Raw genomic sequence first — 23547 nt, forward strand, 5'->3', positions numbered from 1 at the left:
CGGACACTGGAAAGGGCGGCCCGTTCGGGGCCGCCCTTTCCAGTGCTTCGCGCTACTTCTTCCTGCCGCGCTTCTCGCGCACCCGCACGGAGATGTGGATCGGCGTCCCGTCGAAGCTGAACTCCTCGCGCAGCCGGCGCTCGATGAAGCGCCGGTAGCCCGCCTCGATGAAACCGGAGGCGAACAGCACGAACCGCGGCGGCCTGGTGCCCGCCTGCGTGCCGAACAGGATGCGCGGCTGCTTGCCGCCCCGGACCGGGTGCGGGTGGGCGGCGACCAGCTCACCGAGGAAGGCGTTCAGCCTGCCCGTCGGGACCCGGGTCTCCCAGCCCGCCAGGGCCGTCTCGATCGCGGGGACCAGCTTCTCCATGTGCCGCCCGGTGAGCGCCGAGACGTTCACCCGCGGCGCCCATGACACCTGGCCGAGCTCGGTCTCGATCTCCCGCTCCAGGTAGTAGCGGCGCTCCTCGTCGAGGGTGTCCCACTTGTTGTACGCGAGGACGATCGCGCGGCCCGCCTCGACGGCCATGGTGACGATCCGCTGGTCCTGCACCGAGATGGACTCGGAGCCGTCGATCAGGATGACGGCGACCTCCGCCTTCTCGACGGCGGCGGCGGTGCGCAGCGAGGCGTAGTAGTCGGCGCCCTGCTGGAGGTGGACCCGCTTGCGGATGCCCGCCGTGTCGACGAACTTCCAGGTGACGCCGCCGAGTTCGATCAGCTCGTCGACCGGGTCGCGGGTGGTGCCCGCCAGCTCGTTGACGACGACGCGCTCCTCGCCCGCCACCTTGTTCAGCAGGGAGGACTTGCCGACGTTCGGGCGCCCGATCAGGGCGATGCGGCGCGGGCCGCCGATGCCGCCCCCGCCGAAGGTCTGGAGCGGCGCTTCCGGCAGCACCTCGAGGACCCGGTCGAGCATGTCGCCGGTGCCGCGGCCGTGCAGCGCGGAGACCGGGTGCGGCTCCCCCAGGCCCAGCGACCACAGGTAGGACGCGTCGGCCTCGCCGCTCGGGCCGTCCACCTTGTTGGCGCACAGCACGACCGGCTTGCCGGCCTTGCGCAGCAGCCGGACGACGGCCTCGTCGGTGTCGGTGGCGCCCACCTTGGCGTCGACGACGAAGACGACCGCGTCGGCGGCCTCGATGGCGTACTCGGCCTGGGCAGCCACGGAGGCGTCGATACCGAGGACGTCCTGCTCCCAGCCGCCGGTGTCGACGACCTTGAAGCGGCGGCCCGCCCACTCGGCCTCGTAGGTGACACGGTCGCGGGTGACTCCGGGCTTGTCCTCGACGACGGCCTCACGGCGCCCGATGATGCGGTTCACCAGAGTCGACTTGCCGACATTGGGGCGGCCGACGACGGCGAGCACGGGCAGCGGACCGTGGCCCGCCTCCTCGATGGCGCCCTCGACGTCCTCGAGGGCGAAGCCCTCCTCCGCGGCGAGCTCCATGAACTCCGCGAACTCGGCGTCGCCGAGCGCCCCGTGGTCGTGCTCGTACGCGCCCTCGGACGCGTCCGAGCCGTCGGGCTGGATGTGGTCGTTCATGAAGTCCGTACCTCGTCGTTCATCGTGGTGGTCGGTGGAGTGCCCGCCGTGGTGGCGGGCTGATCCACTACTCAGTGTCGCCTAGCGCCCGGTGAGGCGCCTGGCGTTTTCCAGGTGGGCCGCGAGCTGCTTCTGGATGCGCCCGGTGGCCTCGTCCAGCGCCTTGCGCGTCCGGCGGCCGCTGCCGTCGCCCGCCTCGAAGGGCTCGCCGAAGACGACGTCGACGCGGGAGCGCAGCGGAGGCAGCCCCCTTATCAACCGTCCGGGCCTGTCGGAACTTCCCAGCACGGCGACCGGGACGATCGGGGCGCCGCCGCGCACCGCGAAGTACGCGAGCCCGGCACGCAACGAGGCGAAGTCGCCCTCGCCCCGGGTGCCCTCCGGGAAGATGCCGAGCACGCCGCCGTTGTCCAGGATGCCGAGCGCCCGGGTGATCGCCGTGCGGTCGGTGGTGTCGCGGTCGACCTTCACCTGCCCGATGCCGAGCAGGAAGGGGTCCAGGGGCCCGATGAACGCTTCCTTCTTGATCAGGAAGTGCGTCGGCCGGGGCGCCACGCCCATGACCATCGGGCCGTCGATGTTGTGGGAGTGGTTGACCGCGAGGATCAGGGGGCCGCTCGCGGGCACCCGCCAGGCGCCGAGTACGCGCGGCTTCCACAGCCCGTACATCAGGCCGACGCCGATGCGCCGCCCGACCTCGGCGCCCCGCGCCGAAGGCAGATCGGTCACTTTCCGGCCCGCTTCTCCTCGACGAGGGTGACGACACACTCGATGACCTGGGCCAGCGTGAGCTCGGTGGTGTCCACCTCGACGGCGTCGTCCGCCTTGGCGAGCGGGGAGGTCTTGCGGCTGGAGTCGGCGGCGTCCCGCTTGATGAGGGCCTCGCGGGTGGAGTGGACGTCGGAGCCCTTCAGCTCGCCGCTGCGGCGGGCCGCACGCGCCTCCGGGGAGGCGGTGAGGAAGATCTTGAGGTCGGCGTCGGGCAGCACGGTCGTGCCGATGTCCCGGCCCTCGACGACGATGCCCTGCTCGGCGGAGGCGGCGATCGAGCGCTGCAGCTCGGTGATCCGGGCGCGCACCTCGGGCACCGCGCTGACCGCGCTGACCTTGGAGGAGACCTCCTGGGTGCGGATCGGACCGGCCACGTCCACGCCGTCGACCGTGATGGCCGGTCCCTGCGGGTCGGTGCCGGAGACGATCTCGGGCTTGCCCGCTGCGGCGGCGATGGCGGACGGGTCGTCGATGTCGATGCCGTTGCTCACCATCCACCAGGTGATCGCCCGGTACTGGGCGCCGGTGTCCAGGTAGCTCAGCCCGAGCTGGGCCGCCACGGCCTTCGAGGTGCTCGACTTGCCGGTGCCGGCGGGACCGTCGATGGCGACAATCACTGGCGTGGCGCTTTCCACAGTGGGGACCTTCCTGAACCGGGCTCGGCGGGGTGAGGGCGCGAGTGCCCCGCACAAGGTTACTGGGTGCGGGTCACTCGTCCGGCCGCGGCGTCGGCGGCGAGGAGGTCGACGGCTGTGCGGTGGGCCTCTGGGCCGACGCGTGTGCGGCCTGCGGCAGGCGGCTCCTACTGCCGGATCGCCCAGCCCCGCTCCCGCAGCGCGGCGCTCAGTACCGTGGCCGCCTTCGGCTCCACCATCAGCTGCACCAGACCGGCCTGCTGCCCCGTCGCGTGCTCGATCCGTACGTCCTCGATGTTGACGCCGGCCAGGCCCGCGTCGGCGAAGATCCGGGCCAGCTGTCCGGGCTGGTCGTCGATGAGCACGGCGACGACCTCGTAGGCCCGGGGTGCGGACCCGTGCTTGCCGGGGACGCGGACCTGTCCGGCATTGCCGCGCCGCAGCACGTCCTCGATCCCGCCGGCGCCCTCGCGGCGCTTGTGGTCGTCCGAGGACTCCAGAGCGCGCAGGGCCCGCACGGTCTCCTCCAGGTCGGCGGCGACGTCCGTGAGCAGGTCGGCGACCGGCGCGGGGTTCGCGGAGAGGATGTCGATCCACATCCGGGGGTCGGAGGCGGCGATCCGTGTCACGTCCCGGATGCCCTGCCCGCACAGCCGCACGGCGGCCTCCTCGGCGTGCTCCAGCCGCGCGGCGACCAGGCTGGAGACCAGGTGGGGCATGTGGGAGACGAGGGCGACGGCACGGTCGTGGGCGTCGGCGTCCATCACCACCGGCACGGCCCGGCAGTGCGAGACCAGTTCCAGGGCGAGGTTCAGCACCTCGGTGTCGGTGTCCCGGGTCGGGGTCAGCACCCAGGGGCGGCCCTCGAAGAGGTCCCCGGTCGCGGCGAGCGGGCCGGACTTCTCCCGGCCCGACATGGGGTGCGAGCCGATGTACGCGGACAGGTCGAGGCCGCGTGCCTCCAGCTCGCGGCGCGGCCCTCCCTTGACGCTGGCGACGTCGAGGTAGCCGCGTCCCGCACCGCGGCGCAAAGCGTCGGTGAGCACGTCGGCCACGTGTGCGGGCGGGGCGGCGACGATCACGAGGTCGACGGGCCCGTCCGGCGCCTGGTCCGTGCCGGCGCCGAGGGCGGCCGCGGTACGGGCCTGCTCGGGGTCGGGGTCGGCGAGGTGCACGGTGACGCCCCGCTGGGACAGCGCCAGGGCGGCGGAGGTGCCGATGAGGCCGGTACCGATGACGAGTGCGGTCCTCACTGGGCGATGTCCTTGCGCAGGGCGGCCGCGGAGCCGAGATAGACGTGGGCGATGTCGGCCCGGGGCCGGTCGGACTCGATGTGCGCGAGGACCCGGACGACACGAGGCATGGCGCCCTCGATGTCCAGTTCCTGGGCGCAGATCAGCGGCACGTCGACGATGCCCAGCTTGCGGGCGGCGGCCGCCGGGAAGTCGCTGTGCAGGTCGGGCGTGGCCGTGAACCAGATGCTGATCAGGTCGTCGGCGGCGAGATCGTTGCGCTCGAGGATCTCCGTGAGCAGGGCTCCGACCTGCTCGTCCATGTGCCCGGCCTCGTCCCGTTCGAGTTGGACGGCGCCCCGGACCGCTCGTACCGCCACGGCGATGCTCCTTAGCTGACGTGCGTGTCGCTCTACGTCCGACCAGCCTAGTCAGCCCGCGCGGCCCGGGTGGGCGGCGCCCGTCCGGTGAGACGCCGGGATTGGCACCTTTGGGTAAGTTCAGTGCCAATATGGTGCACATTCTGATTTACCCCCCCTTCGGTACTTTCGGAGTGACGACATGACTTACGAGACCACGCGCCGCACGGTTCTCCTCGCGACGGGTGCGACGGGCGCGGCGGCGCTCGTCGCGGCTTGCGGCGGCGGAGGCGACGACAACGGCTCCGCGTCGACGAGCTCCCCCACCGGCCAGGACGCGACGAACGCCCCCGCCGGCCAGGTCCTGGCCAACATCGACGAGATCCCGGTCGGCGGCGGCAAGATCTTCAAGGATGAGGAGGTCGTGGTGACCCAGCCGGAGCAGGGTCAGTTCAAGGCCTTCTCGGCGATCTGCACCCACCAGCGCTGCACGGTGGGATCCGTCTCCGGCGGCACGATCAACTGCCCCTGCCACGGCAGCAAGTTCCAGATCGCCGACGGCGCGGTGGCCCACGGCCCGGCGACGCGGTCGCTGCCCGCCGAGCAGATCACCGTGGAGGGCAACTCGGTTCGCCTGGCGTGAGGGCCCGCGACCGGCTCCGCGGCGTCACGCGTCCCACAGCGCCCCGAGGGTGAGCAGGTCGGTCCGGTACTCGACGCGGTCGGCCCACTCGGTGGGCCAGGCCTCCGTGCCCAGGTACGCGCCCGCGAAGGCGCCCGCCAGGCAGGCGATCGAGTCCGAGTCGCCGGCGGTGCAGGCGGCGCGGCGCAGGGCCGTCACCGGCTCGTCGACGAAGAGCAGGAAGCACAGCAGCCCAGTCGCCAGGGCCTCCTCGGCGATCCAGCCCTCGCCGGTGGCCAGGCACGGGTCGGTCTCGGGCGAGACGGTGCGCAGAGCGTGCTGGAGGCGGTCGAGGATCTCCAGGCACTCGTCCCAGCCGCGCGCGATGAACCGCTCGGGGCTCGGGTCCTCGGCCCGGCGCCACAGGTCGCCGAGCCAGCGCTCGTGGTAGTGGCCGCGGTTCTCCAGGGCGTACGAGCGGAGCAGACCGACCAGCCCGGTCGGCTCGGCGCCCTGCGCGAGCAGACGTACGGTGTGCGCGGTGAGGTCGGAGGCCGCCAGAGCCGTCGGATGGCCGTGTGTCAGCGCCGCCTGCAACTGGGCGGCGCCGGCCCGCTGTTCGTCGCTCAGGCCGGACACCAGGCCCAGGGGCGCGACCCGCATGTTGGCGCCGCAGCCCTTGGAGTGGATCTGACTGGCGTCCTGCCAGGGGCGGTCCGCGTGCTCCAGCAGGGCGCAGGCCCGCAGACAGGTGTTGCCGGGGGCACGGTTGTTCTCCGGAGAACGGTTCCAGGTGATGAACTCCTGGCGCACCGCCTCGGCCATCCCCTGAGGCCCGAGCACACCCCGGTCCATCGCCGTCCGTATGCCCCGCCCGAGCGCCAGCGTCATCTGCGTGTCGTCGGTGACGATCGCCGGCGCCGGAAGGCCCATCTGTCGCCAGGGACCGAACTTGGCGAGTATCGACGGAACGTCACTGAACTCGGTCGGATACCCCAGCGCGTCCCCGAGGGCGAGGCCCGTGAGTGCTCCGGTGGCGGCCTGCTTGTGGACGAGCGTGGTCATGTGGGGCGTCCTTCCCGGGTGGGCCGGAGGAGAGGCGGGTGGAGGGCGGTGGCGGTGCCGGCGCGGTACAGCGCGGCGGGTTTGCCGCGGCCGCCGGTCAGCCGCGCGGCGCCCGGGACGGCTTCGACGAAGCCGGACGTGGCGAGCACCTTGCGGCGGAAGTTGGGCCGGTCGAGCTCGGTGCCCCACACGGTCTCGTAGACCTGCCGGAGTTCGCCGAGGGTGAACTCCGGCGGGCAGAAGGCGGTGGCGAGGCAGGTGTACTCGAGCTTGGCGCCGATCCGCTCGTGGGCGTCGGCCAGGATGCGGTCGTGGTCGAAGGCGAGCGACCCGGCCGTGCCGTACGGCACCCAGCGGGCCTGCGCGGCGTCGCTGCCGCCGTGCGCCTCGGGAGCGTCGGGCAGCAGTGCGGCGAAGGCGACCGACACGACCCGCATCCGGGGGTCGCGGCCGGGCTCGCTGTACGTCCGCAGCTGCTCCAGATGCAGCCCCGAGACGTCGGACAGGCCGGTCTCCTCGGCGAGTTCACGCCGGGCTGCCGTCTCCGCGGACTCGTCGGGCTGCACGAACCCGCCGGGCAGGGCCCAGCGCCCGGCGTACGGCTCCTGCCCGCGTTCGACGAGCAGGACGTGCAGCGCGCCGTCGCGGAGGGTGAACACCGCGAGGTCGACGGTGACGGCGAAGGGTTCGTGGGCGTACTTGTCGTAGCCGTCCATGCACCTGCACCCCCCTTTATAGTCGTGATGACTATAAAGGGGGGTGCAGGTGGCTCACAAGCCCTTGGAGACCGCGGTATCTAGAGGTCGACCTCCTGCATCAGCATCCCGACCTCCGTGTTGGACAGCCGCCGAAGCCAGCCCGACTTCTGGTCGCCCAGGGTGATCGGCCCGAAGGCGACCCGGACCAGCTTGTCGACCGGGAAGCCGGCCTCCGCGAGCATCCGGCGCACGATGTGCTTGCGGCCCTCGTGGAGGGTGACCTCGACGAGGTAGTTCTTGCCGGTCTGCTGGACGACCCGGAAGTGGTCCGCGCGGGCGTAGCCGTCCTCCAGCTGGATGCCGTCCTTCAGCTGCTTGCCCAGGTCGCGCGGGATGGGTCCGACGATGTGCGCGAGGTAGGTCTTCTTCACGCCGTACTTCGGGTGGGTCAGCCGGTGGGCCAGCTCGCCGTGGTTGGTGAGCAGGATGACGCCCTCGGTCTCGGTGTCGAGCCGGCCGACGTGGAAGAGCCGGGTCTCGCGGTTGGTGACGTAGTCACCGAGGCACTGCCGGCCGTCCGGGTCCTCCATCGTCGACACGACACCGGCGGGCTTGTTCAGCGCGAAGAACTGGTAGCGCTGCGTGGCGACAGTCAGCCCGTCGACCTTGATCTCGTCCTTCTCGGGGTCGACGCGCCGGCCCTGCTCCAGAACGATCTCGCCGTTGATCTCGACCCGGGCCTGCTCGATCAGCTCCTCGCAGGCGCGCCGGGAGCCGAAGCCCGCGCGGGCGAGGACCTTCTGCAGCCGCTCGCCCTCCTGCTCGGCTCCGGGGAAGGTCTTCGGGAGCTTGACCTCCTTCTTCCCGGCGTACCGGTCGCGGTTGCGCTCCTCGACCTGCGCCTCGTACTCACGCGGGCGCGCCGGGGCCGTACGCCCCTGCTTGTGGGGCTGCTTGGGCCCGCCCTTGGCGCCGCCGCGCGCGGCACCGCCACGCCCGGACTTGGGGCCTTCCTTCGTCCCCCCGGGGCCCACGTCGTAGCGGCGCTCCTCGGGGCGGGGCTTGCTGGGGCGGCCCTGCCCCTGCTTCTGGTCCCTGTTGTTGCCGGCGCCGCGGTGGTTACCGCGTCCGCCGCTCTTGCCGCTGCCGCTGCTTCGCATCAAAGTTCCGTCTGGTCGTCTTCGTCGTCGGTACCCGGGGTGGCCGGGCGGCTGCCCGGCACGTCGTCGTCAGGCGCGTCCGGGTCGAACGACGGTACGCCTTCCTGGGTCTCGGCCTCGATCGCCTCCGCCTCCGGGAGGAAGGGCGCGAGCTCCGGGAGCTCGTCCAGACCGCGCAGGCCCATCCGCTCCAGAAAGTAGTTCGTCGTCCTGTACAGGATCGCACCTGTTTCGGGTTCCGCGCCCGCCTCCTCTATCAGACCGCGCTGGAGGAGGGTGCGCATGACGCCGTCGCAGTTGACTCCGCGGACGGCCGAGACCCGGCTGCGGCTGACCGGCTGGCGGTAGGCGACGACGGCCAGGGTCTCCAGGGCGGCCTGGGTGAGGCGGGCCTGCTGGCCGTCCAGCACGAAGCGCTCGACGGCCGGGGCGTACGCGGCGCGGGTGTAGAAGCGCCAGCCGTTCGCGACGTACCGCAGCTCGAAGCCGCGGCCCTGGACGGTGTACTCGTCGGCCAGCTCGCGCAGGGCGTCCGCGATCTGGCGCTTCGGCCGCTCCAGTATCTTCGCGAGGTGCTCCTCGGTCGCGGGTTCGTCCACGACCATGAGGACGGCCTCCAGGGCCGGCTTGAGGTCGAGACCGGCGACGGTACGCAGCCCGTCCGGCAGGTCGGTCGTTTGCTCGCTCACGCCTTCTTCTCCTCCTTCGGCGGCTCGGGCGGCCGGTCGAACTCGTCGGTGACGGCCGGGGTCTCGTCCCCGTCCCCGCCGGTCCACCGCACGAGCAGTTCCCCGAGCGCGGCCTCCTGCTCCAGCGCCACGGCCTTCTCGCGGTAAAGCTCCAGCAGTGCGAGGAACCTCGCCACGACGGTCAGGGTGTCGTCGGTGTCGTCCACGAGGGACCGGAAGCTGGCCTCGCCGAGCTCCCGGAGCCGGGCCACGACGATCTGCGCCTGCTCCTGCACGCTGACCAGCGGGGCGTGGATGTGGTCGACGTAGACCTGCGGCTTGGGCTTGGGCTGCATGGCCTTCACGGCGAGCCTGGCGAAGCCCTGCGCGCCGATGCTGATGACGACGTCGGGCAGCAGTTCGGCATGGTGCGCTTCGAGCCCGACGGTGCGGGGGTAGCGCCGGGCCTCGTCGTCGAGCCGTCCGCTGAAGATGTCGGCGATCTGCTTGTACGCGCGGTACTGCAGCAGCCGGGCGAACAGCAGGTCCCGCGCTTCGAGCAGCGCGAGATCGCCCTCGTCCTCCACCTCGGCGGCGGGCAGCAGCCGCGCGGCCTTCAGGTCCAGCAGCGTGGCGGCGACGACCAGGAACTCGGTCGTCTCGTCCAGGTCCCAGTCCGGCCCCATCGCCCGGATGTGGGCCATGAACTCGTCGGTCACCTTCGACAGCGCGACCTCGGTGACATCCAGCTTGTGCCGCGAGATCAACTGCAACAGCAGATCGAAGGGCCCTTCGAAGTTGGCGAGCCGGACCTTGAAGACCCCGTCGTCGGCCCCGTCCGCCGGAACCGCGGATGCCGCCTCATCGGCAGACCCGCCGGACCCGGCCACGACCACCGACCCGGCCGGCTCCACGGCTCCGGGCGACCCGCCTGCCTCGGCCGGGCCCGCCGCCAGCAGTACCCCGGGCTCGGCCGGCCCGGCACCACCCGCAGGAGGCCCCTCGGGCCCGACCGGCTCCGCCGACCCGGCCGCCGCCACGGGCTCGGCCGAGGGAGTCACGGGCCCGGCCTCCACGAGTGAGACGTCCGCCTGAACCGCCTCAGCCGGCTCGGCCGCCGGGATCACCGGGTCCGCATCCGCGGAGGTTGTGTCCACCCCTGCCACGCCCGCGGGCGCAATTCCGGGCCCGGCCGTCTCCACCGGCCCCGTCGGCGGCATCGGCTGGGCGTCCGGAAGCGCAGGTCCCGTCTCGATCTCCGACTGCTCAGCCCCTGGAGCTGCCCCGTCCGCCTCCGCCGGAGGCACCGGCGGCTCGGCTGATGGAGCCGCCGGCCCCCTCCCCAGCGCACGCCGGCGGCCTGCCGGGCCGCCGGGAGGGGGTGGGGGAGCATTCGAGGTCATGGCCCTCGCAGGCTACCGCTACCGCCCGCGCAGTCGTCGTACGAGGATGCTGGCGTCTCCGCGGGTCTCCAGGTCGGCGAGGACCACCGCGACCGCCTCGCGGACGATGCGCCCGCGGTCGACGGCCAGGCCGTGCTCGCCGCGGAGCACCAGACGGGCGTGCTCGAGGTCCATGAGCTCCTCGGCCGACACGTACACCGTGATCTTCTCGTCGTGCCGCTCACGGCCGCTGGGGCGGCGCGAGGGGTTCCGTCCGCGCTTGCGGGGCGCGGCCCCTGCGGCACCGGCGGCAGAACCTTCCTGCGCCGTCTGCCGCCGGGCGGTGCCGGAGCGCTCGGCGGCCGCGGAACGGCTGTGGGCCTCCCCGGCCTCGGCCGGCTCCGCATCCGCCGCGACATGCTCGGCACCCTCGCCGTCACCGCCCTGCGCGGGCACCGACTGCGGTGCGTCCTCCGCGGCCGCTGCCGCGTCGCCCTCCCCCGCCGGAGCGGGCACCCGGGCGTCGCCGTTGGCCTGACGCCTGGGCTGGGACGACTGAAGCCCCATCCCCCCTGTCGTACGGAAGAGTTCGTCGGCCCCCGGCAGACTCACTCGGCGTGACACCGGGCGAGCACCTCCCTGGCGAGCTGGCGGTAGGCGGCGGCACCGACGGAGTTGGAGGCGTACGTGGTGATCGGCTCACCGGCGACCGTGGTCTCCGGGAAGCGGACCGTGCGCCCGATGACCGTGTGGTAGACGTGGTCGTCGAACGCCTCGACCACACGCGCGAGCACCTCACGGCTGTGCACCGTGCGCGAGTCGTACATCGTGGCGAGGATGCCGTCGAGCTCCAGCTCGGGGTTGAGCCGCTCCTGGACCTTCTCGATGGTCTCCGTCAGCAGGGCCACACCGCGCAGCGCGAAGAACTCGCACTCCAGAGGCACTATCACCTTGTGCGCGGCCGTCAGGGCGTTCACCGTGAGCAGGCCGAGCGAGGGCTGGCAGTCGATGACGATGAAGTCGTAGTCGGGCAGCAGCGGCTTCAGGGCGCGCTGCAGCGTCGACTCGCGGGCGACCTCGGAGACCAGCTGGACCTCGGCCGCCGACAGGTCGATGTTGCTGGGCAGCAGGTCCATGTTGGGGACCGCCGTCTTCAGCAGCACCTCGTCGGCCGCCATCCCCCGCTCCATGAGCAGGTTGTAGACGGTGAGGTCGAGCTCCATCGGATTGACACCGAGTCCGACCGACAGCGCGCCCTGCGGGTCGAAGTCCACGAGCAGGACCCGGCGTCCGTACTCCGCGAGCGCGGCACCCAGGTTGATGGTCGACGTCGTCTTGCCGACGCCGCCCTTCTGGTTGCACATCGCGATGATCTTCGCGGGACCGTGGTCGGGCAGCGGGCCCGGGATCGGGAAGTACGGCAGCGGGCGCCCGGTCGGGCCGACGCGCTCCCGGCGCTGTCTGGCCGCGTCGGGCGCGAGGGTGGCCGCGTACTCGGGGTCGGGCTCGTACTCCGCGTCGGGGTCGTAGAAGTGCCCCTCGGGCAGTTCGTCGTAGTCGGCGAAGTGGTTGTGGGGCGCGCCACTTCCGTCGCCGGCCATGGCGTTCACGTGATGGCCATCCATCTTCTGGTGTGCAGTGTGAGTCGCCTGCTGACTCTGGTGGGCTGCGAAGGTGCGCACAGCGACGGAGCCGACAGCCTCGAACCCCGCGGGCCCCTGGCCCGGTGCAGGCATTCCTGGTTGACCACCCCCGGGAGTAAATGTCGACTCATTCACAAGTCGTCTTACCTCCTTGGTGACCAGGAAACTTCTAGACAGGTCAGCGTGGCACCATGCCGACAGCTGGCGACTCTATGGCGTGTCGGGCGTCCACAGCAACACAATCCGCCGGACCCGGCCCGATGTGTCGGCAATGAAACATCCCGCTGTCAAGGGCGTACGGCCGTCGCACGGCAGGTTTCACCGGTGTGCGAATCGGTTGAAGGGTTACGTTCGAGGCGAGTTACGCGAGAATCGCGAAGTGACCATACACACATCCGGCCGGACCTTGTCGGGCAAGGTCCGGCCGGGTGCGGGGCGTTGACGACCCATGTTGACGTGTCGCCTTTGCCGGTTGGTCACTTAGCCGACTTTCCGGCTGTGCGGGCTCAGCCGAGCAGCGAGGTCAGCTCCACGTGCTCCACGCCGTGCGCCTCGGCGACCTCGCGGTAAACGACCTTGCCGTCATGGGTGTTGAGACCCTTGGCCAGAGCCGGGTCGCGGCGCAGCGCGTCCGCCCAGCCGTGGTTGGCCAGCTCGACGATGTACGGCAGCGTCGCGTTGGTCAGCGCGTAGGTGGAGGTGTTCGGCACGGCGCCGGGCATGTTGGCGACGCAGTAGAAGACCGAGTTGTGGACCCGGAAGGCCGGCTCGGCGTGGGTGGTCGGGCGGGAGTCCTCGAAGCAGCCGCCCTGGTCGATCGCGATGTCGACAAGAACACTTCCGGGCTTCATCCGCGAGACGAGCTCGTTGGTGACCAGCTTCGGGGCCTTGGCGCCGGGGATCAGCACCGCGCCGATGACGAGGTCGGCCTCCAGGCAGGCCTTCTCCAGCTCGAAGGCGTTCGAGACGACGGTCTGGATCTTCGTGCCGAAGATCTTGTCGGCCTCGCGGAGCTTGTTGATGTCCTTGTCGAGCAGGGTCACGTGGAAGCCCATGCCGATGGCGATCTGCGCGGCGTTCCAGCCGGAGACGCCGCCGCCGATCACGACGGCCCGGCCGGCCAGCACGCCGGGGACACCGCCGGGCAGCACACCGCGGCCGCCGTTGGCGCGCATCAGGTGGTAGGCGCCGACCTGGGGGGCGAGCCGGCCCGCGACCTCGGACATCGGGGCGAGCAGCGGCAGCGCGCGGCTGGGCAGCTCGACGGTCTCGTAGGCGATCGCGGTGGTGCCGGACTCCAGGAGCGCGTCCGTGCACTCCTTGGAGGCGGCCAGGTGCAGGTAGGTGAAGAGCGTCTGGTCCTTGCGGAGGCGGTGGTACTCCTCGGCGATGGGCTCCTTGACCTTCAGCAGCAGGTCGGCGGCGGCCCACACCTCGTCGGCGGTGTCCAGGATGTGCGCGCCCGCGGCGATGTACTCCTCGTCCGTGATCGAGGAGCCGACGCCGGCGCCGCGCTCGATGACGACCTGGTGGCCGTGGCGCACCAGCTCGTGCACGCCGGCGGGGGTGATGGCCACCCGGAACTCGTTGTTCTTGACCTCGCGGGGGATGCCGACCTTCACGTCGATCACGGTCCTTGGCTCAGAGGGTATGGGGGTCTTACTAAGACATACCCGGGCACGCACGGGCACACCGGGAGACCGCAGGAGAACGTGCGGCAGAGCCAGTCTAATGAAGGTGTTCTCGGTGTCTAGCCTTTCATTGCGTCAATCTTCAGCTGATGCGGTACGGATTTCGCAGGCGTCCGGTTCATTTTGAAGGTTTGAGTCGTCGAGAATCCGCTCGGCGGCGCCCCGGTGCAGCCCGGCCGACGCGGGATCACCCAGGTGTTCGAGGGTGTCGGCGACCCGCAGATGCAGGGCGGCCTGCAGCCGCGGGTCCTCGGCGCGCCGCGCCCACTCCACGGCCTCCCGGCAGGTGCGCAGCGACTCCTCGGGCCGGCCCGCGTACTCCTGGACCCGCGCCAGCTCGCTCAAGGCCCGGGCCTGGGCGGCCACATCGCCGTTCTTGCGGTGGCCGGCGATCGCCGCGCGCCAGTTCCGCAGGGCCTCGCCGTAGCGGCCCGCGAAGGTGTGGGCGGCGGCGATCCGCCCGTACAGCCGGGCGGCCCCCGCGCGCTCGCCCCGGGCGAGCCGCTCGACCAGCGCGCGGCCGAACCAGTCGGCGGCCCGGTCGAAGTCGCCGAGCTCCAGGTGTGCGCCGCCTACGGATTCCATCGCGCGGCCGGTCGCATACGGGTCGTTCACCTCGCGCCCGGCGTCCAGCGCGGCCCGGTAGCGCGCCAGGGCGTCGGCCGTGCGGCCGGTGCGGGCGTCGAGGTCGCCGAGGTTGAGCAGGGCGGCGGCCCGCTCGCGGGGCAGGTCCCGGCGCTCGGCGACGCCGAGGACCATGCGGTGGATGTCGTAGAGGTCGGGCGCGGCGGCCTGGGTGCCGATGTGGGCCGCCATCGCCCGCACCAGCTGGGACATCAGCCGTCGGGCCAGGGTGTCCAGCTCCCCGTCGGCTACCGCGAGCCGGGCCGAGGCCAGCAGGGCGGGCCGGGTCAGACGCAGCCAGTCGGCGGCCGCCCGCGGGGTGGGAAAGCGCAGGGCGCGCGGCATGTCGAGGAGCTTCTGGCGTGCCTGGGGACTGTCGGTCTCGGTGATCGCCCGGCAGGCCTGGAGCAGCCGTACGGTCCGCTCCAGCATGCGGGCGCGGGCCAGCTGGAGTTCGGCCGGACGTTCGAGATGCTCGGCGAGGATCTTGAGCTGGGGATGCAGGCAGCCGGGCACCTCGTACTGCGGCAGCGGGCAGTCCACCGCGTGCAGGAAGCCGAGGGCGACGAGGTCGTCCAGGGTGGTGTGGGCCGTGCCGACCGAGCAGCCGACGAGCGCGGAGGCGGTCTGCGGGTCGACCAGTCCGGCCGGGGCGAGGGAGAGCAGGCGCAGCATCCGGGCGGCGGTCGAGGGAAGAGCGGCGTAGGCGAGCCGGAAGACCCTGGTCAGGGCGGTGCCCTCGGTGTCCTCGGCGCGCAGCTGCTTGGCGAGGTCGGAGACGGCGGCCTTGGGGCGGGCGGCGAGCCAGCCGCCCGCCAGCATCAGCGCGGCGGGCTGGCCCTGGCACTCCTCGGCGAGCCCCTCGGCGGCCCGGGGGTCGACGGTGATCCGGACCGAGCCGGTGTGCCGGGTCAGCAGCTCCACGCCCGACTTGGCGTCCAGGCCGCCCAGGGTGCAGGGGCGGACGTCGCAGATGCCGGTCAGCGGGCCGTCGGAGACCGCGACGACGAGACAGTCCGGGGTGTCGGGCAGCAGGGCGTCGACCTGCTCGGCGTCGGCCGCGTCGTCCAGCAGGAGCAGGGCCCGGCGGTCGGCCAGGGCGGTGCGCAGGGCGTCGGTGAGGTCGTCCTCGGCTGCCCCGGCCGGGGCCTCCTCCTCCAGGGTGATGAGCAGGTCCCGGGCGGTGCGCCCGACGGGTACGGGGCTGCCGTCGGGGTCGGTCAGGCGGGCGCACAGCACCCCGTCGGGGTAACGGTCCGCGACCTGCCGCACGAGTTCCTCGGCGAGTGCGGTGCGGCCCGAGCCGGGTCGGCCGGCGATGAGCAGCACGCGCGCGCGGGGTGCCTTGCGGCCGGCCAGGGTGTCCAGTCCGGCGCGCTCGATGTCGGCGCGCAGTTCCTTCAACTCCCGTGTGCGGCCCAGGAACTCGCTCGCCCCGGCAGGGCGCCCGGTCAGCCGCACGTCGTCTGTCTCCACGACCTGATCCGCCACGGGCCACACTCCCGTCCCACCGCACACGCAAGCCCGCCGGGACTCCGGTTCGGGCGTGCTCAGAGCCTAGTTCACGCTCTGCAACGTTCCGGGTGGAGCACGACGGGCGGGACGGCCGCTTCCCCCGATCGGATCAGCCGATCTTCACACCGCGAGGGTTCCGGGCGGATGCACCACGAGGAGACCGGTCCGGGCCGGCGGACGGAGCCGGTCCGGGAACCGGGATCCGCACCCGGCGGGCGGGCAGAGGCGGCGCCGGCCCGGGGCCGGGCACGGGCAGTGTCCGATCGCCCCAGACGGACGACCGGAGCTCGCAGGTCGCTTCGCTCCCCGGCCGGCAGGGTGACCGTCGGGTCGCAGGCCGATGCCGGCAGACCTGGTTTCGCGCCGGGCGGGGAAGCGCGCACATGGCTCACTCCGCCTCTGGCGGGTTCACACTCGAACAGAGACACCAGCCGAGCCCCACGCACCGGAAACCCGCCCGCGGGCGATCCCCCGGCCCCGCGCACCCCCCGGAGGGTTCACGTCTCGAACGGACGCGCCGGCCACGGCGCCTGGGCCGGGCGCAGCGCGTCCAGGCCGTCGCCGCCCCGGGCGGCGACCAGCGACAGCACGCCCACGACGAGGCAGTTGTTGTGGAGCTCGCCGGCCAGCACGCCCCTCACGAGGTCCTCGACCGGCACCCGGTCGAGTTCCATGTCGGCCTCTTCCTCCTCGACCGCGAAGCGCTCGCCCTCGGCCTCGGACAGATCGCGCGCGAGGAAGATCCGGACGGCCTCGTCGCAGCCGCCGGGCGTGGTGTAGACGTCGGCCAGCACCCGCCAGTCCTCGGCCTTGACGTGCGCCTCCTCGTACAGCTCGCGCTGCGCGGCGTGCAGCGGGTTCTCACCGGGGACATCGAGCAGTCCGGCCGGGATCTCCCACAGCTTGTGGCGCACGGGGTGGCGGTACTGGCGCAGGACCAGGACGCGGTCGGCCTCGTCCAGGGCGAGGACGGCCACGGAGCCGGGGTGGACCTGGTAGTCGCGGCCGACCACGGTGCCGTCGGGCATGACCACGTCGTCGGTGCGGACGGAGGTCTTGTTGCCCACGAAGGGGGTCTGAGTCGCCCGGATCTCCCACTCCTGCGGGGTGTCCTTGATCGTCATGCCTGTCCTTCCACGTGCCACACGACCTGCCGAAACGAAACCGGGGTGCACACCCTTTGAAGGGATGCACCCCGGCCACCGTACAACTGGTGTGTTACTTCGAAGTCTTCCGCTCGACCGAGGCCTTGACGAGCCCGGCGAACAGCGGGTGCGGACGCGTCGGCCGCGAGCGCAGCTCCGGGTGCGCCTGCGTGGCGACCAGGTACGGGTGGACGTCGCGCGGGTACTCGACGTACTCGACGAGCTTGCCGTCCGGCGAGGTGCCGGAGAACAGGATGCCCGTCTGCTTCTCCAGCTCGGCGCGGTAGGAGTTGTTCACCTCGTAGCGGTGCCGGTGGCGCTCCTCGACGTACTCCTTGCCGTCGTACACCTCGCGCACGATCGAGCCCTCGGCCAGCTTGGCCGGGTACATGCCGAGCCGCATGGTGCCGCCCATGTCACCCTCACCGGCGACGATGTCGAGCTGCTCGGCCATGGTGGAGATGACCGGGTGGGAGGTGGCCGGGTCGAACTCGGTGGAGTTGGCGTCGGTGATGTCCGCGAGGTTGCGCGCGGCCTCGATCACGATGCACTGCAGGCCGAGGCAGAGGCCGAGCAGCGGGATCTTGTTCTCGCGTGCGTACTTGATCGCGCCGACCTTGCCGAGCACGCCGCGGTCGCCGAAGCCGCCGGGGATGCAGATGCCGTCGACGTCGCCGAGCTGCGCCGCGGCGCCGGCCGGGGTCTTGCAGTCGTCGGAGGTGACCCACTTGATCTTCACGCGGGCCTTGTTGGCGAAGCCGCCCGCGCGCAGCGCCTCGGTGACCGACAGGTAGGCGTCGGGCAGGTCGATGTACTTGCCGACCAGGGCGAGGGTGATCTCGTGGTCGGGGTTGTGGACGCGGTCGAGCAGGTCGTCCCAGGTCGTCCAGTCGACGTCGCGGAACGGCAGGTCGAGCTTGCGGACGACGTAGGCGTCCAGGCCCTCGCCGTGCACCGTCTTCGGAATGTCGTAGATCGAGCGGGCGTCGGGGCAGGCCACGACGGCGGCCTCGTCGACGTCGCACATCAGCGAGATCTTCCGCTTGATCGCGGTGGGCACCTCGCGGTCGCAGCGCAGCACGATCGCGTCCGGCTGGATACCGATGTTGCGCAGGGCCGCAACCGAGTGCTGGGTGGGCTTCGTCTTCAGCTCACCCGAGGGGCCGATGTAGGGCAGGAGCGAGATATGGACGACGAAGACGTTGTCACGGCCGACCTCGTGGCGGACCTGGCGCACGGTCTCCAGGAACGGCAGCGACTCGATGTCGCCGACCGTGCCACCGACCTCGGTGATCACGACGTCGACCTCGTCCGTCGCCATGCGGCGGATGCGGTGCTTGATCTCGTTGGTGATGTGCGGGATGACCTGCACGGTGTCACCCAGGTACTCGCCGCGGCGCTCCTTGGCGATCACCGTGTTGTACACCTGGCCGGTGGTCACGTTGGCGGAGCCGTCGAGGTCGCGGTCGAGGAAGCGCTCGTAGTGGCCGATGTCCAGGTCGGTCTCGGCGCCGTCGTTGGTGACGAACACCTCACCGTGCTGGAAGGGGTTCATCGTGCCCGGGTCCACGTTCAGGTACGGGTCGAGCTTCTGCATCACGACGCGCAGGCCCCGGGCCTTGAGCAGCATGCCGAGGCTGGAGGCCGTCAGGCCCTTGCCGAGCGAGGAGACGACACCTCCGGTGACGAAGATGTGCTTGGTCGTCGAATTACGAAAAGCGGCGGGCGGCATGGCCAAGACGGGGCTCCCGTGGTCGCGGTCTGGGGGTGCGGTGCGGCTGCCCGCCGGAAATCTCCGGGGTGCCGTCGCTGCGGTTCCGGGGTTCCCTGTCGGGAAGGGGCCCACCGGTCCACGGGCTACCAGCGTATCAGCGCCGCGAGGCGATGGCTTCCGGCCACGCTCCGCACACATCCCGACACGGAGGCGATCACCCTCACCGGTCTCTCACCCATTGCTCACTCGTTCGGCGTACTCGCCTTGCCTGGACGGGCACCCGGATCATCCGCATGCGTCGTATCCTGCTCGGACACTCGCTGCCGAGCCCGTCCGGCCCAACGGCACCACCCTCCGCCCGTAAGCACCGGAACAACGTGAGCTCGTCAGTTCGTTGAGCAACAATTGGCGCTTTGCATCACGGCTGAGTGACCTGTTTTGCTTCATCGCTCAACGACGCATTGCAAGACCTGCTGAAACCCCCCCTTGACCGCACTAGCGACAGCCCCCTCGTGGGGTGACGTGGCCGTTCGACTGGAGTTGCACGTGGCCGGGCGCATCGAAGACTACGCACTCATCGGAGACATGCAGACCGCCGCCCTGGTCTGCCGGGACGGCACAGTCGACTGGCTGTGCCTGCCCCGCTTCGACTCGCACGCCATCTTCGCCGGCCTGCTGGGCACCGAGGAACACGGCTTCTGGCGGCTCGGCCCCGCGCACGCCTCCGACCAGCAGCCACCCACCGCCGCGCGGCGCAGCTACCGGGGCGACTCGCTGATCCTGGAGTCCGAGTGGGACACCCAGCGGGGCACGGTCCGCGTGACGGACTTCATGCCGCCGCGTGACGGCGCCCCGCAGCTGATCCGGATCGTGGAGGGTGTCTCGGGCCGGGTGCCGATGCGCTCGGCGCTCAGGATGCGGTTCTCCTACGGACGGGTGGTGCCGTGGGTGCACAAGCACGAGGGGCGCACGGTGGCCGTCGCGGGTCCCGACTCCGTGTGGTTCGACACATCCGCGGAGACCTACGGCAAGTCGCTGACGACGTACGCGGACTTCACGGTCGCGCCGGGTGACCGGATCGCCTTCACGATCTCCTGGCAGCCCTCGCACAAGGAGCCGCCGCCGCTGCCCGAGCCGGAGCAGTCGCTGGAGGCGACGGAGGACTTCTGGCGCGAGTGGGTCGACCACTGTACGTACCACGGCCCCTACCGCGAGGCCGTGGTCCGCTCGCTGATCACGCTGAAGGCCCTGACGTACGCCCCGACCGGCGGCATCGTCGCCGCGCCGACCACCTCCCTGCCGGAGGACATCGCGGGCGTGCGCAACTGGGACTACCGCTACACGTGGCTGCGGGACGCGGCGATCACGCTGTCCTCGCTGCTGCGCACCGGCTACCGCGAGGAGGCCCGCGCCTGGCGCGAGTGGCTGCTGCGGGCCGTGGCCGGCGACCCGGAGAACCTGCAGATCATGTACGGCATCGCCGGTGAGCGCGAGCTCGGCGAGGCCGAGCTGGACTGGCTGCCGGGCTACGAGAACTCCACCCCGGTCCGGGTCGGCAACGGCGCGGCCCACCAGCTCCAGCTCGACGTGTACGGCGAGGTCACCGAGGCCCTGCACCTGGCGCACATGACGGGCCTCGCGCGCAACGACTACGCCTCGCTGCTCCAGCTGAAGCTGATCCGCTACCTGGAGGACCACTGGCAGGAGCCGGACGAGGGCATCTGGGAGGTGCGCGGCCCGCGCCGCCACTTCGTGCACTCCAAGGTGATGGCCTGGGTCGCCGTGGACCGCACGATCAAGCTGATCGAGTCCGGTGACGCGGACGGCCCGCTGGAGCGCTGGCGGGAGCTGCGTGACGACATCCACCGGGACGTGTGCGACAAGGGCTACGACAAGGAGCGCAACACCTTCACGCAGTCGTACGGCTCGAAGGAGCTGGACGCCTCGCTGCTGCTGATCCCGCAGATGGGCTTCCTGCCGCCGGACGACAAGCGGGTCATCGGCACCATCGAGGCGATCCAGCGCGAGCTGTCCACGTCGGACGGCTTCATCCTGCGCTACCCGACCGCCAGCGGCGACGAGAACGTCGACGGCCTGCCCGGTGACGAGGGCGCGTTCCTGGCCTGTTCGTTCTGGATGGCCGACGACCTGGCGATGATCGGCCGCGTGGACGAGGCCCGCAAGCTGTTCGAGAAGCTGCTGTCCCTGCGCAACGACCTCGGTCTGCTGGCCGAGGAGTGGGACCCGCGCCTGCAGCGCCAGGTGGGCAACTTCCCGCAGGCGTTCAGCCATGTGCCGCTCATCGACACGGCGCTGCGTCTGACGGCTTCGGGCGCGTACGGCGGCTGAGCGGGGCGGCCCGCGGGGGTGTCACCGCGGCTTGAGAGCCGTGAGCGTGCGCTCCCCCGCAAAGTCCCCGGCCGTGGCCGGGACGAGGGCGATCTCGTCGAGTCCGGCCTCGGCGTAGGCGTCGATGCGGGCGCGGACGGTGTCGGCGTCGCCGACCAGGGCGACCGTGCCGGCGACCTCGGGCGGCAGGGCCCGCAGCAGGGTGTCCGCGTCGGCGCCCTTGGCGGCCAGCTCGACGACCTCGGCGAACCCCGCGTCGACGAACATGTCGCTGTAGCCCGGCACCGCGAGGTAGCCGACGACGCTGCGCAGAACCTGCGTGAGCGACTCCGGCTCCGGATCGACGGCGGCGGGCAGCCAGGCGGCCAGCCGGGGCGGCGTACGGCCCGCCTTCTCGGCCGCGGTGAGCATCCGGTCCCGCAGCACGCGGACCTGCTCGGGCGAGACGAGGTCGAGCAGCATCCGGTCGGCGTGCGCGACGGCCGCGGCGACCGCCCGCTCCCCGAAAGCCGCGACGGTGACCATGCCGCCGGGCGGCGGCAGCCGGCGCGGGAACCCGCTGCCGGGCACGATCGGCTCGCCCGGCACACTGTCCATCAGCGCCCGCACGGCCGCCGCCGACTCCTCCAGGGCCGCGGCCGGGCGGGTCCGCGGCCGGCCGTGCACACCCTCGACGACCCGCCTGCTGGACGTGCCCAGGGCCACGCCCACGGGCCGGCCGGTGACGACCGCGGTCGAGGCGGCGCCCCGGACGATGGTCAGCGGGTCCCTCACCGACACCGGCACGGGTCCGGCGGTCAGCGCGGCCTGCTCGGTGGCCGCGCCGATCGCCGCCGCCAGGACGAACGAGTCCCACGTGGGCCCCTCGCCCGCCCAGACCTCCCGGTACCCGAGCCGGTCGGCGAGCACCGCGACCCGCAACGGTTCCTCGACCGGACTGTCGTCCTCCCGCCCCACGGCGACCACGCTTATGTCCATGAGGGCGCCCGTACCCGGCCGATCACCGTGTATTCCAGGGCGTGATCGTCCTCGTGTCCCTCCGCAGATGTCCGGGAGGCACAAGCGCGGGTAGCGTCCGGCACATGGACAGCGGGACGGACAGCGGTTACGACACCCAGGGCGCCGGGATCACCGTGCAGCGGGCGCTGGAGCTGCCCGGGCTGCGCAGCGGTCTGCCCGAGGTGCTGGCGGGCGCCGAGCGGCTCGGGCGGACCGTGCGCTGGGTGCACGCCGGCGAGGTGCCGCACATCGCCTCGCTGCTGAAGGGCGGCGAACTGCTGCTCACGACGGGTTACGGCCTCGGCACCCGCCCCGCCGAGCAGCGGGCGTTCGTGCGCACCCTGGCCGAGCGCGGCATCTCGGCCCTGGTCGTGGAACTCGGTCCGCGCTTCACCCGGCTTCCCGCGTCCCTCGTCGACACGGCACGCGCGGCCGGGCTGCCGCTGGTCCAACTGCACCGAGAGGTGCCGTTCGTCACGGTGACGGAGGAGGTCCACACCGAGATCGTCAACGGCCACTACGCCCTGCTCCAGCGGGCCGAGGAGGTGCACCGGCGGTGCACGCAGGCCGTGCTGGGCGGCGGCGGTGTGCCCCGCGTGCTCGGCATTCTGGCCGACTTCGCCGGCAATCCCATGTTCCTGGAGACGGCGGAAGGGCAGTTGCTGTACGCGGCCGGGGCCGGTCCCGAGGGCGCGGACCCGCTCCAGGTGTGGGAGGGGCTGCGCGGGCAGCACAAGGACGAGCCGCCGCTCGCGGGCTCGGTGTTCGTGGACGTGCCGGGCGGCGGGCCCGGCAGCGGGGGCGTCCGGGCGCGTCTGGTCCTGCTGCCCGTGCGGACTCCCCTGACGCCCGTGCACCGGATGGCCGCCGAGCGCGCCGCGGGCATCCTGGCCGTGGTGCTGATGCAGGCACGGCAGGAGGAGGAACTGGCGGCGCGCGGGCGCGGCGACTTCCCCACCGACCTCGCCGAGGGCCGGGTCACGGCGGAGGACGCCCCGGCGCAGGCACGCGTGCTGGGCTTCAGGCCGGGCGAGGGCCCGTTGCTGCCGGTGGTCATGCGGCTCGGGGACACTCTCTCCCAGGGCGGCGGCTGGGCCGTGCCGGCCCGGGCGATCTCGGAGGAGCTGGCGTCGGTGGGCGTGCCCGTGCTGCTGGGGGTGCGGCCGGTGGAAGGCCGGGTGCTGGTGCTGCTCGGACTGCGTGCGGAACCGGAGCGGGCGGCGGTGGCGGACCGGGTCGCGGCGGCACTGCGGGCCGGTGTGGGCCGGGCCGGGTTGCCGCGGCCGGGCGGGCAGCCGCCGGTGGTGGTCGTGGGAATGGCCGGGGGCTGGACGGCGGCGGCCTCGGGCCTGCGGCACGCGGCCGAGACGGCCACGGCGGCCCGGGGCCTGCCGGACCGGCCCTGGTACGACGCCCGCCGCCTCGACATCGACCTGCTGCTGTGGCGGCTGCGCGACCATCCGGATCTGGCGGCCTTCGTCGACCGCGCCCTCGGCCCGCTCCTGGAGCACGACCGCCGCTCCCGGCCGCCGCTGCTGCCCACGCTGACGACGTACCTCGCCCACGCGGGTCGCAAGGCGGAGACGGCCCGGGAGCTGCACCTGAACCGGCAGACCCTCTACAACCGCCTGGCACGCATCGGGGAGTTGCTGGGCACCGACCTCGACGACCCGCAGACGGTCCTGGCCCTGAGCCTGGCCCTGCGGGCCCGCAGGCACGTGCCGTAGGG

At 72.1% G+C, this 23547-nt stretch carries 20 protein-coding genes; 3 read left to right on the forward strand and 17 right to left on the reverse strand.

What is annotated here, in order from left to right; all coding sequences use genetic code 11:
* Positions 1-52 precede the first annotated feature (52 nt).
* The 5 genes from der to aroH form a co-directional block, all read right to left on the reverse strand.
* Complete coding sequence (der, locus tag CEB94_RS09150; protein ID WP_175431692.1) at positions 53-1546, reverse strand: ribosome biogenesis GTPase Der; 1494 nt, start codon at positions 1544-1546, stop codon at positions 53-55.
* Positions 1547-1627: 81 nt separating this feature from the next.
* Positions 1628-2275, reverse strand: coding sequence for a lysophospholipid acyltransferase family protein (locus tag CEB94_RS09155; RefSeq protein WP_175431693.1), 648 nt, complete (start codon positions 2273-2275; stop codon positions 1628-1630).
* Positions 2272-2952 carry a (d)CMP kinase gene (gene cmk, locus CEB94_RS09160; RefSeq protein ID WP_175431694.1) on the reverse strand — a complete coding sequence of 227 codons (681 nt, stop codon included), beginning with the start codon at positions 2950-2952 and terminating at the stop codon, positions 2272-2274. The genes CEB94_RS09155 and cmk overlap by 4 nt, the downstream gene beginning before the upstream one ends.
* Before the next feature lie 167 nt (positions 2953-3119).
* Positions 3120-4205 (reverse strand): prephenate dehydrogenase, encoded by a 1086-nt coding sequence (locus CEB94_RS09165; protein WP_175431695.1) that lies wholly within the window; start codon positions 4203-4205, stop codon positions 3120-3122.
* Positions 4202-4564 (reverse strand): chorismate mutase, encoded by a 363-nt coding sequence (gene aroH, locus CEB94_RS09170; RefSeq protein WP_175431696.1) that lies wholly within the window; start codon positions 4562-4564, stop codon positions 4202-4204. Before aroH ends, CEB94_RS09165 begins: the two co-directional genes overlap by 4 nt.
* Positions 4565-4745: 181 nt before the next feature.
* Between aroH and CEB94_RS09175 the strand changes: the two genes are divergently transcribed.
* Complete coding sequence (locus CEB94_RS09175; RefSeq protein WP_175431697.1) at positions 4746-5186, forward strand: Rieske (2Fe-2S) protein; 441 nt, start codon at positions 4746-4748, stop codon at positions 5184-5186.
* A 24-nt stretch (positions 5187-5210) separates the two neighbouring features.
* Here the strand turns inward: CEB94_RS09175 and CEB94_RS09180 are convergent, their stop codons facing one another.
* The 11 genes from CEB94_RS09180 to CEB94_RS09230 form a co-directional block, all read right to left on the reverse strand.
* A complete protein-coding gene (locus CEB94_RS09180; protein WP_175431698.1) occupies positions 5211-6230 on the reverse strand; it encodes an ADP-ribosylglycohydrolase family protein in 1020 nt (339 codons plus the stop codon).
* Positions 6227-6946 (reverse strand): NUDIX hydrolase, encoded by a 720-nt coding sequence (locus tag CEB94_RS09185; protein WP_175431699.1) that lies wholly within the window; start codon positions 6944-6946, stop codon positions 6227-6229. The genes CEB94_RS09180 and CEB94_RS09185 overlap by 4 nt, the downstream gene beginning before the upstream one ends.
* An 80-nt stretch (positions 6947-7026) precedes the next feature.
* Positions 7027-8088 (reverse strand): pseudouridine synthase, encoded by a 1062-nt coding sequence (locus tag CEB94_RS09190; protein WP_175431700.1) that lies wholly within the window; start codon positions 8086-8088, stop codon positions 7027-7029.
* Positions 8088-8777 carry an SMC-Scp complex subunit ScpB gene (scpB, locus tag CEB94_RS09195; protein ID WP_175431701.1) on the reverse strand — a complete coding sequence of 230 codons (690 nt, stop codon included), beginning with the start codon at positions 8775-8777 and terminating at the stop codon, positions 8088-8090. The genes CEB94_RS09190 and scpB overlap by 1 nt, the downstream gene beginning before the upstream one ends.
* Positions 8774-9817: a segregation and condensation protein A gene (locus tag CEB94_RS09200; protein ID WP_342789596.1), complete on the reverse strand. Its 1044-nt coding sequence runs from the start codon at positions 9815-9817 to the stop codon at positions 8774-8776. Before CEB94_RS09200 ends, scpB begins: the two co-directional genes overlap by 4 nt.
* A 360-nt stretch (positions 9818-10177) precedes the next feature.
* Positions 10178-10762 carry a hypothetical protein gene (locus CEB94_RS09205; RefSeq protein WP_175431703.1) on the reverse strand — a complete coding sequence of 195 codons (585 nt, stop codon included), beginning with the start codon at positions 10760-10762 and terminating at the stop codon, positions 10178-10180.
* Positions 10747-11874, reverse strand: coding sequence for a ParA family protein (locus tag CEB94_RS09210; protein ID WP_078899435.1), 1128 nt, complete (start codon positions 11872-11874; stop codon positions 10747-10749). Before CEB94_RS09210 ends, CEB94_RS09205 begins: the two co-directional genes overlap by 16 nt.
* A 413-nt stretch (positions 11875-12287) precedes the next feature.
* On the reverse strand, positions 12288-13412 hold the full coding sequence (gene ald / locus CEB94_RS09215) for an alanine dehydrogenase (RefSeq protein WP_175431704.1): 1125 nt from the start codon (positions 13410-13412) through the stop codon (positions 12288-12290).
* Between the two features lie 135 nt (positions 13413-13547).
* On the reverse strand, positions 13548-15587 hold the full coding sequence (locus CEB94_RS09220) for a tetratricopeptide repeat protein (protein ID WP_175431705.1): 2040 nt from the start codon (positions 15585-15587) through the stop codon (positions 13548-13550).
* Between the two features lie 521 nt (positions 15588-16108).
* A complete protein-coding gene (locus tag CEB94_RS09225; protein ID WP_175431706.1) occupies positions 16109-16735 on the reverse strand; it encodes an NUDIX domain-containing protein in 627 nt (208 codons plus the stop codon).
* Positions 16736-16829: 94 nt separating this feature from the next.
* Positions 16830-18488, reverse strand: a complete 1659-nt coding sequence (locus CEB94_RS09230; protein WP_175436948.1) for a CTP synthase — start codon at positions 18486-18488, stop codon at positions 16830-16832.
* A 528-nt stretch (positions 18489-19016) separates the two neighbouring features.
* On the opposite strand from CEB94_RS09230, the gene CEB94_RS09235 reads away from it, so the two are divergent.
* Positions 19017-20819, forward strand: a complete 1803-nt coding sequence (locus tag CEB94_RS09235) for a glycoside hydrolase family 15 protein (protein WP_175436949.1) — start codon at positions 19017-19019, stop codon at positions 20817-20819.
* A gap of 21 nt (positions 20820-20840) precedes the next feature.
* On the opposite strand, the gene CEB94_RS09240 is transcribed toward CEB94_RS09235, so the two are convergent.
* Entirely contained in the window at positions 20841-21797 is a 957-nt protein-coding gene (locus CEB94_RS09240; RefSeq protein WP_175431707.1) for an LLM class F420-dependent oxidoreductase, read from the reverse strand.
* Between the two features lie 104 nt (positions 21798-21901).
* Here CEB94_RS09240 and CEB94_RS09245 point away from each other — a divergent pair, with 104 nt between their 5' ends.
* Positions 21902-23545 (forward strand): PucR family transcriptional regulator, encoded by a 1644-nt coding sequence (locus CEB94_RS09245; protein ID WP_175431708.1) that lies wholly within the window; start codon positions 21902-21904, stop codon positions 23543-23545.
* The last annotated feature ends 2 nt before the right edge of the window (positions 23546-23547 follow it).

The organism is Streptomyces hawaiiensis (assembly GCF_004803895.1).
GTDB lineage: Bacteria > Actinomycetota > Actinomycetes > Streptomycetales > Streptomycetaceae > Streptomyces > Streptomyces hawaiiensis.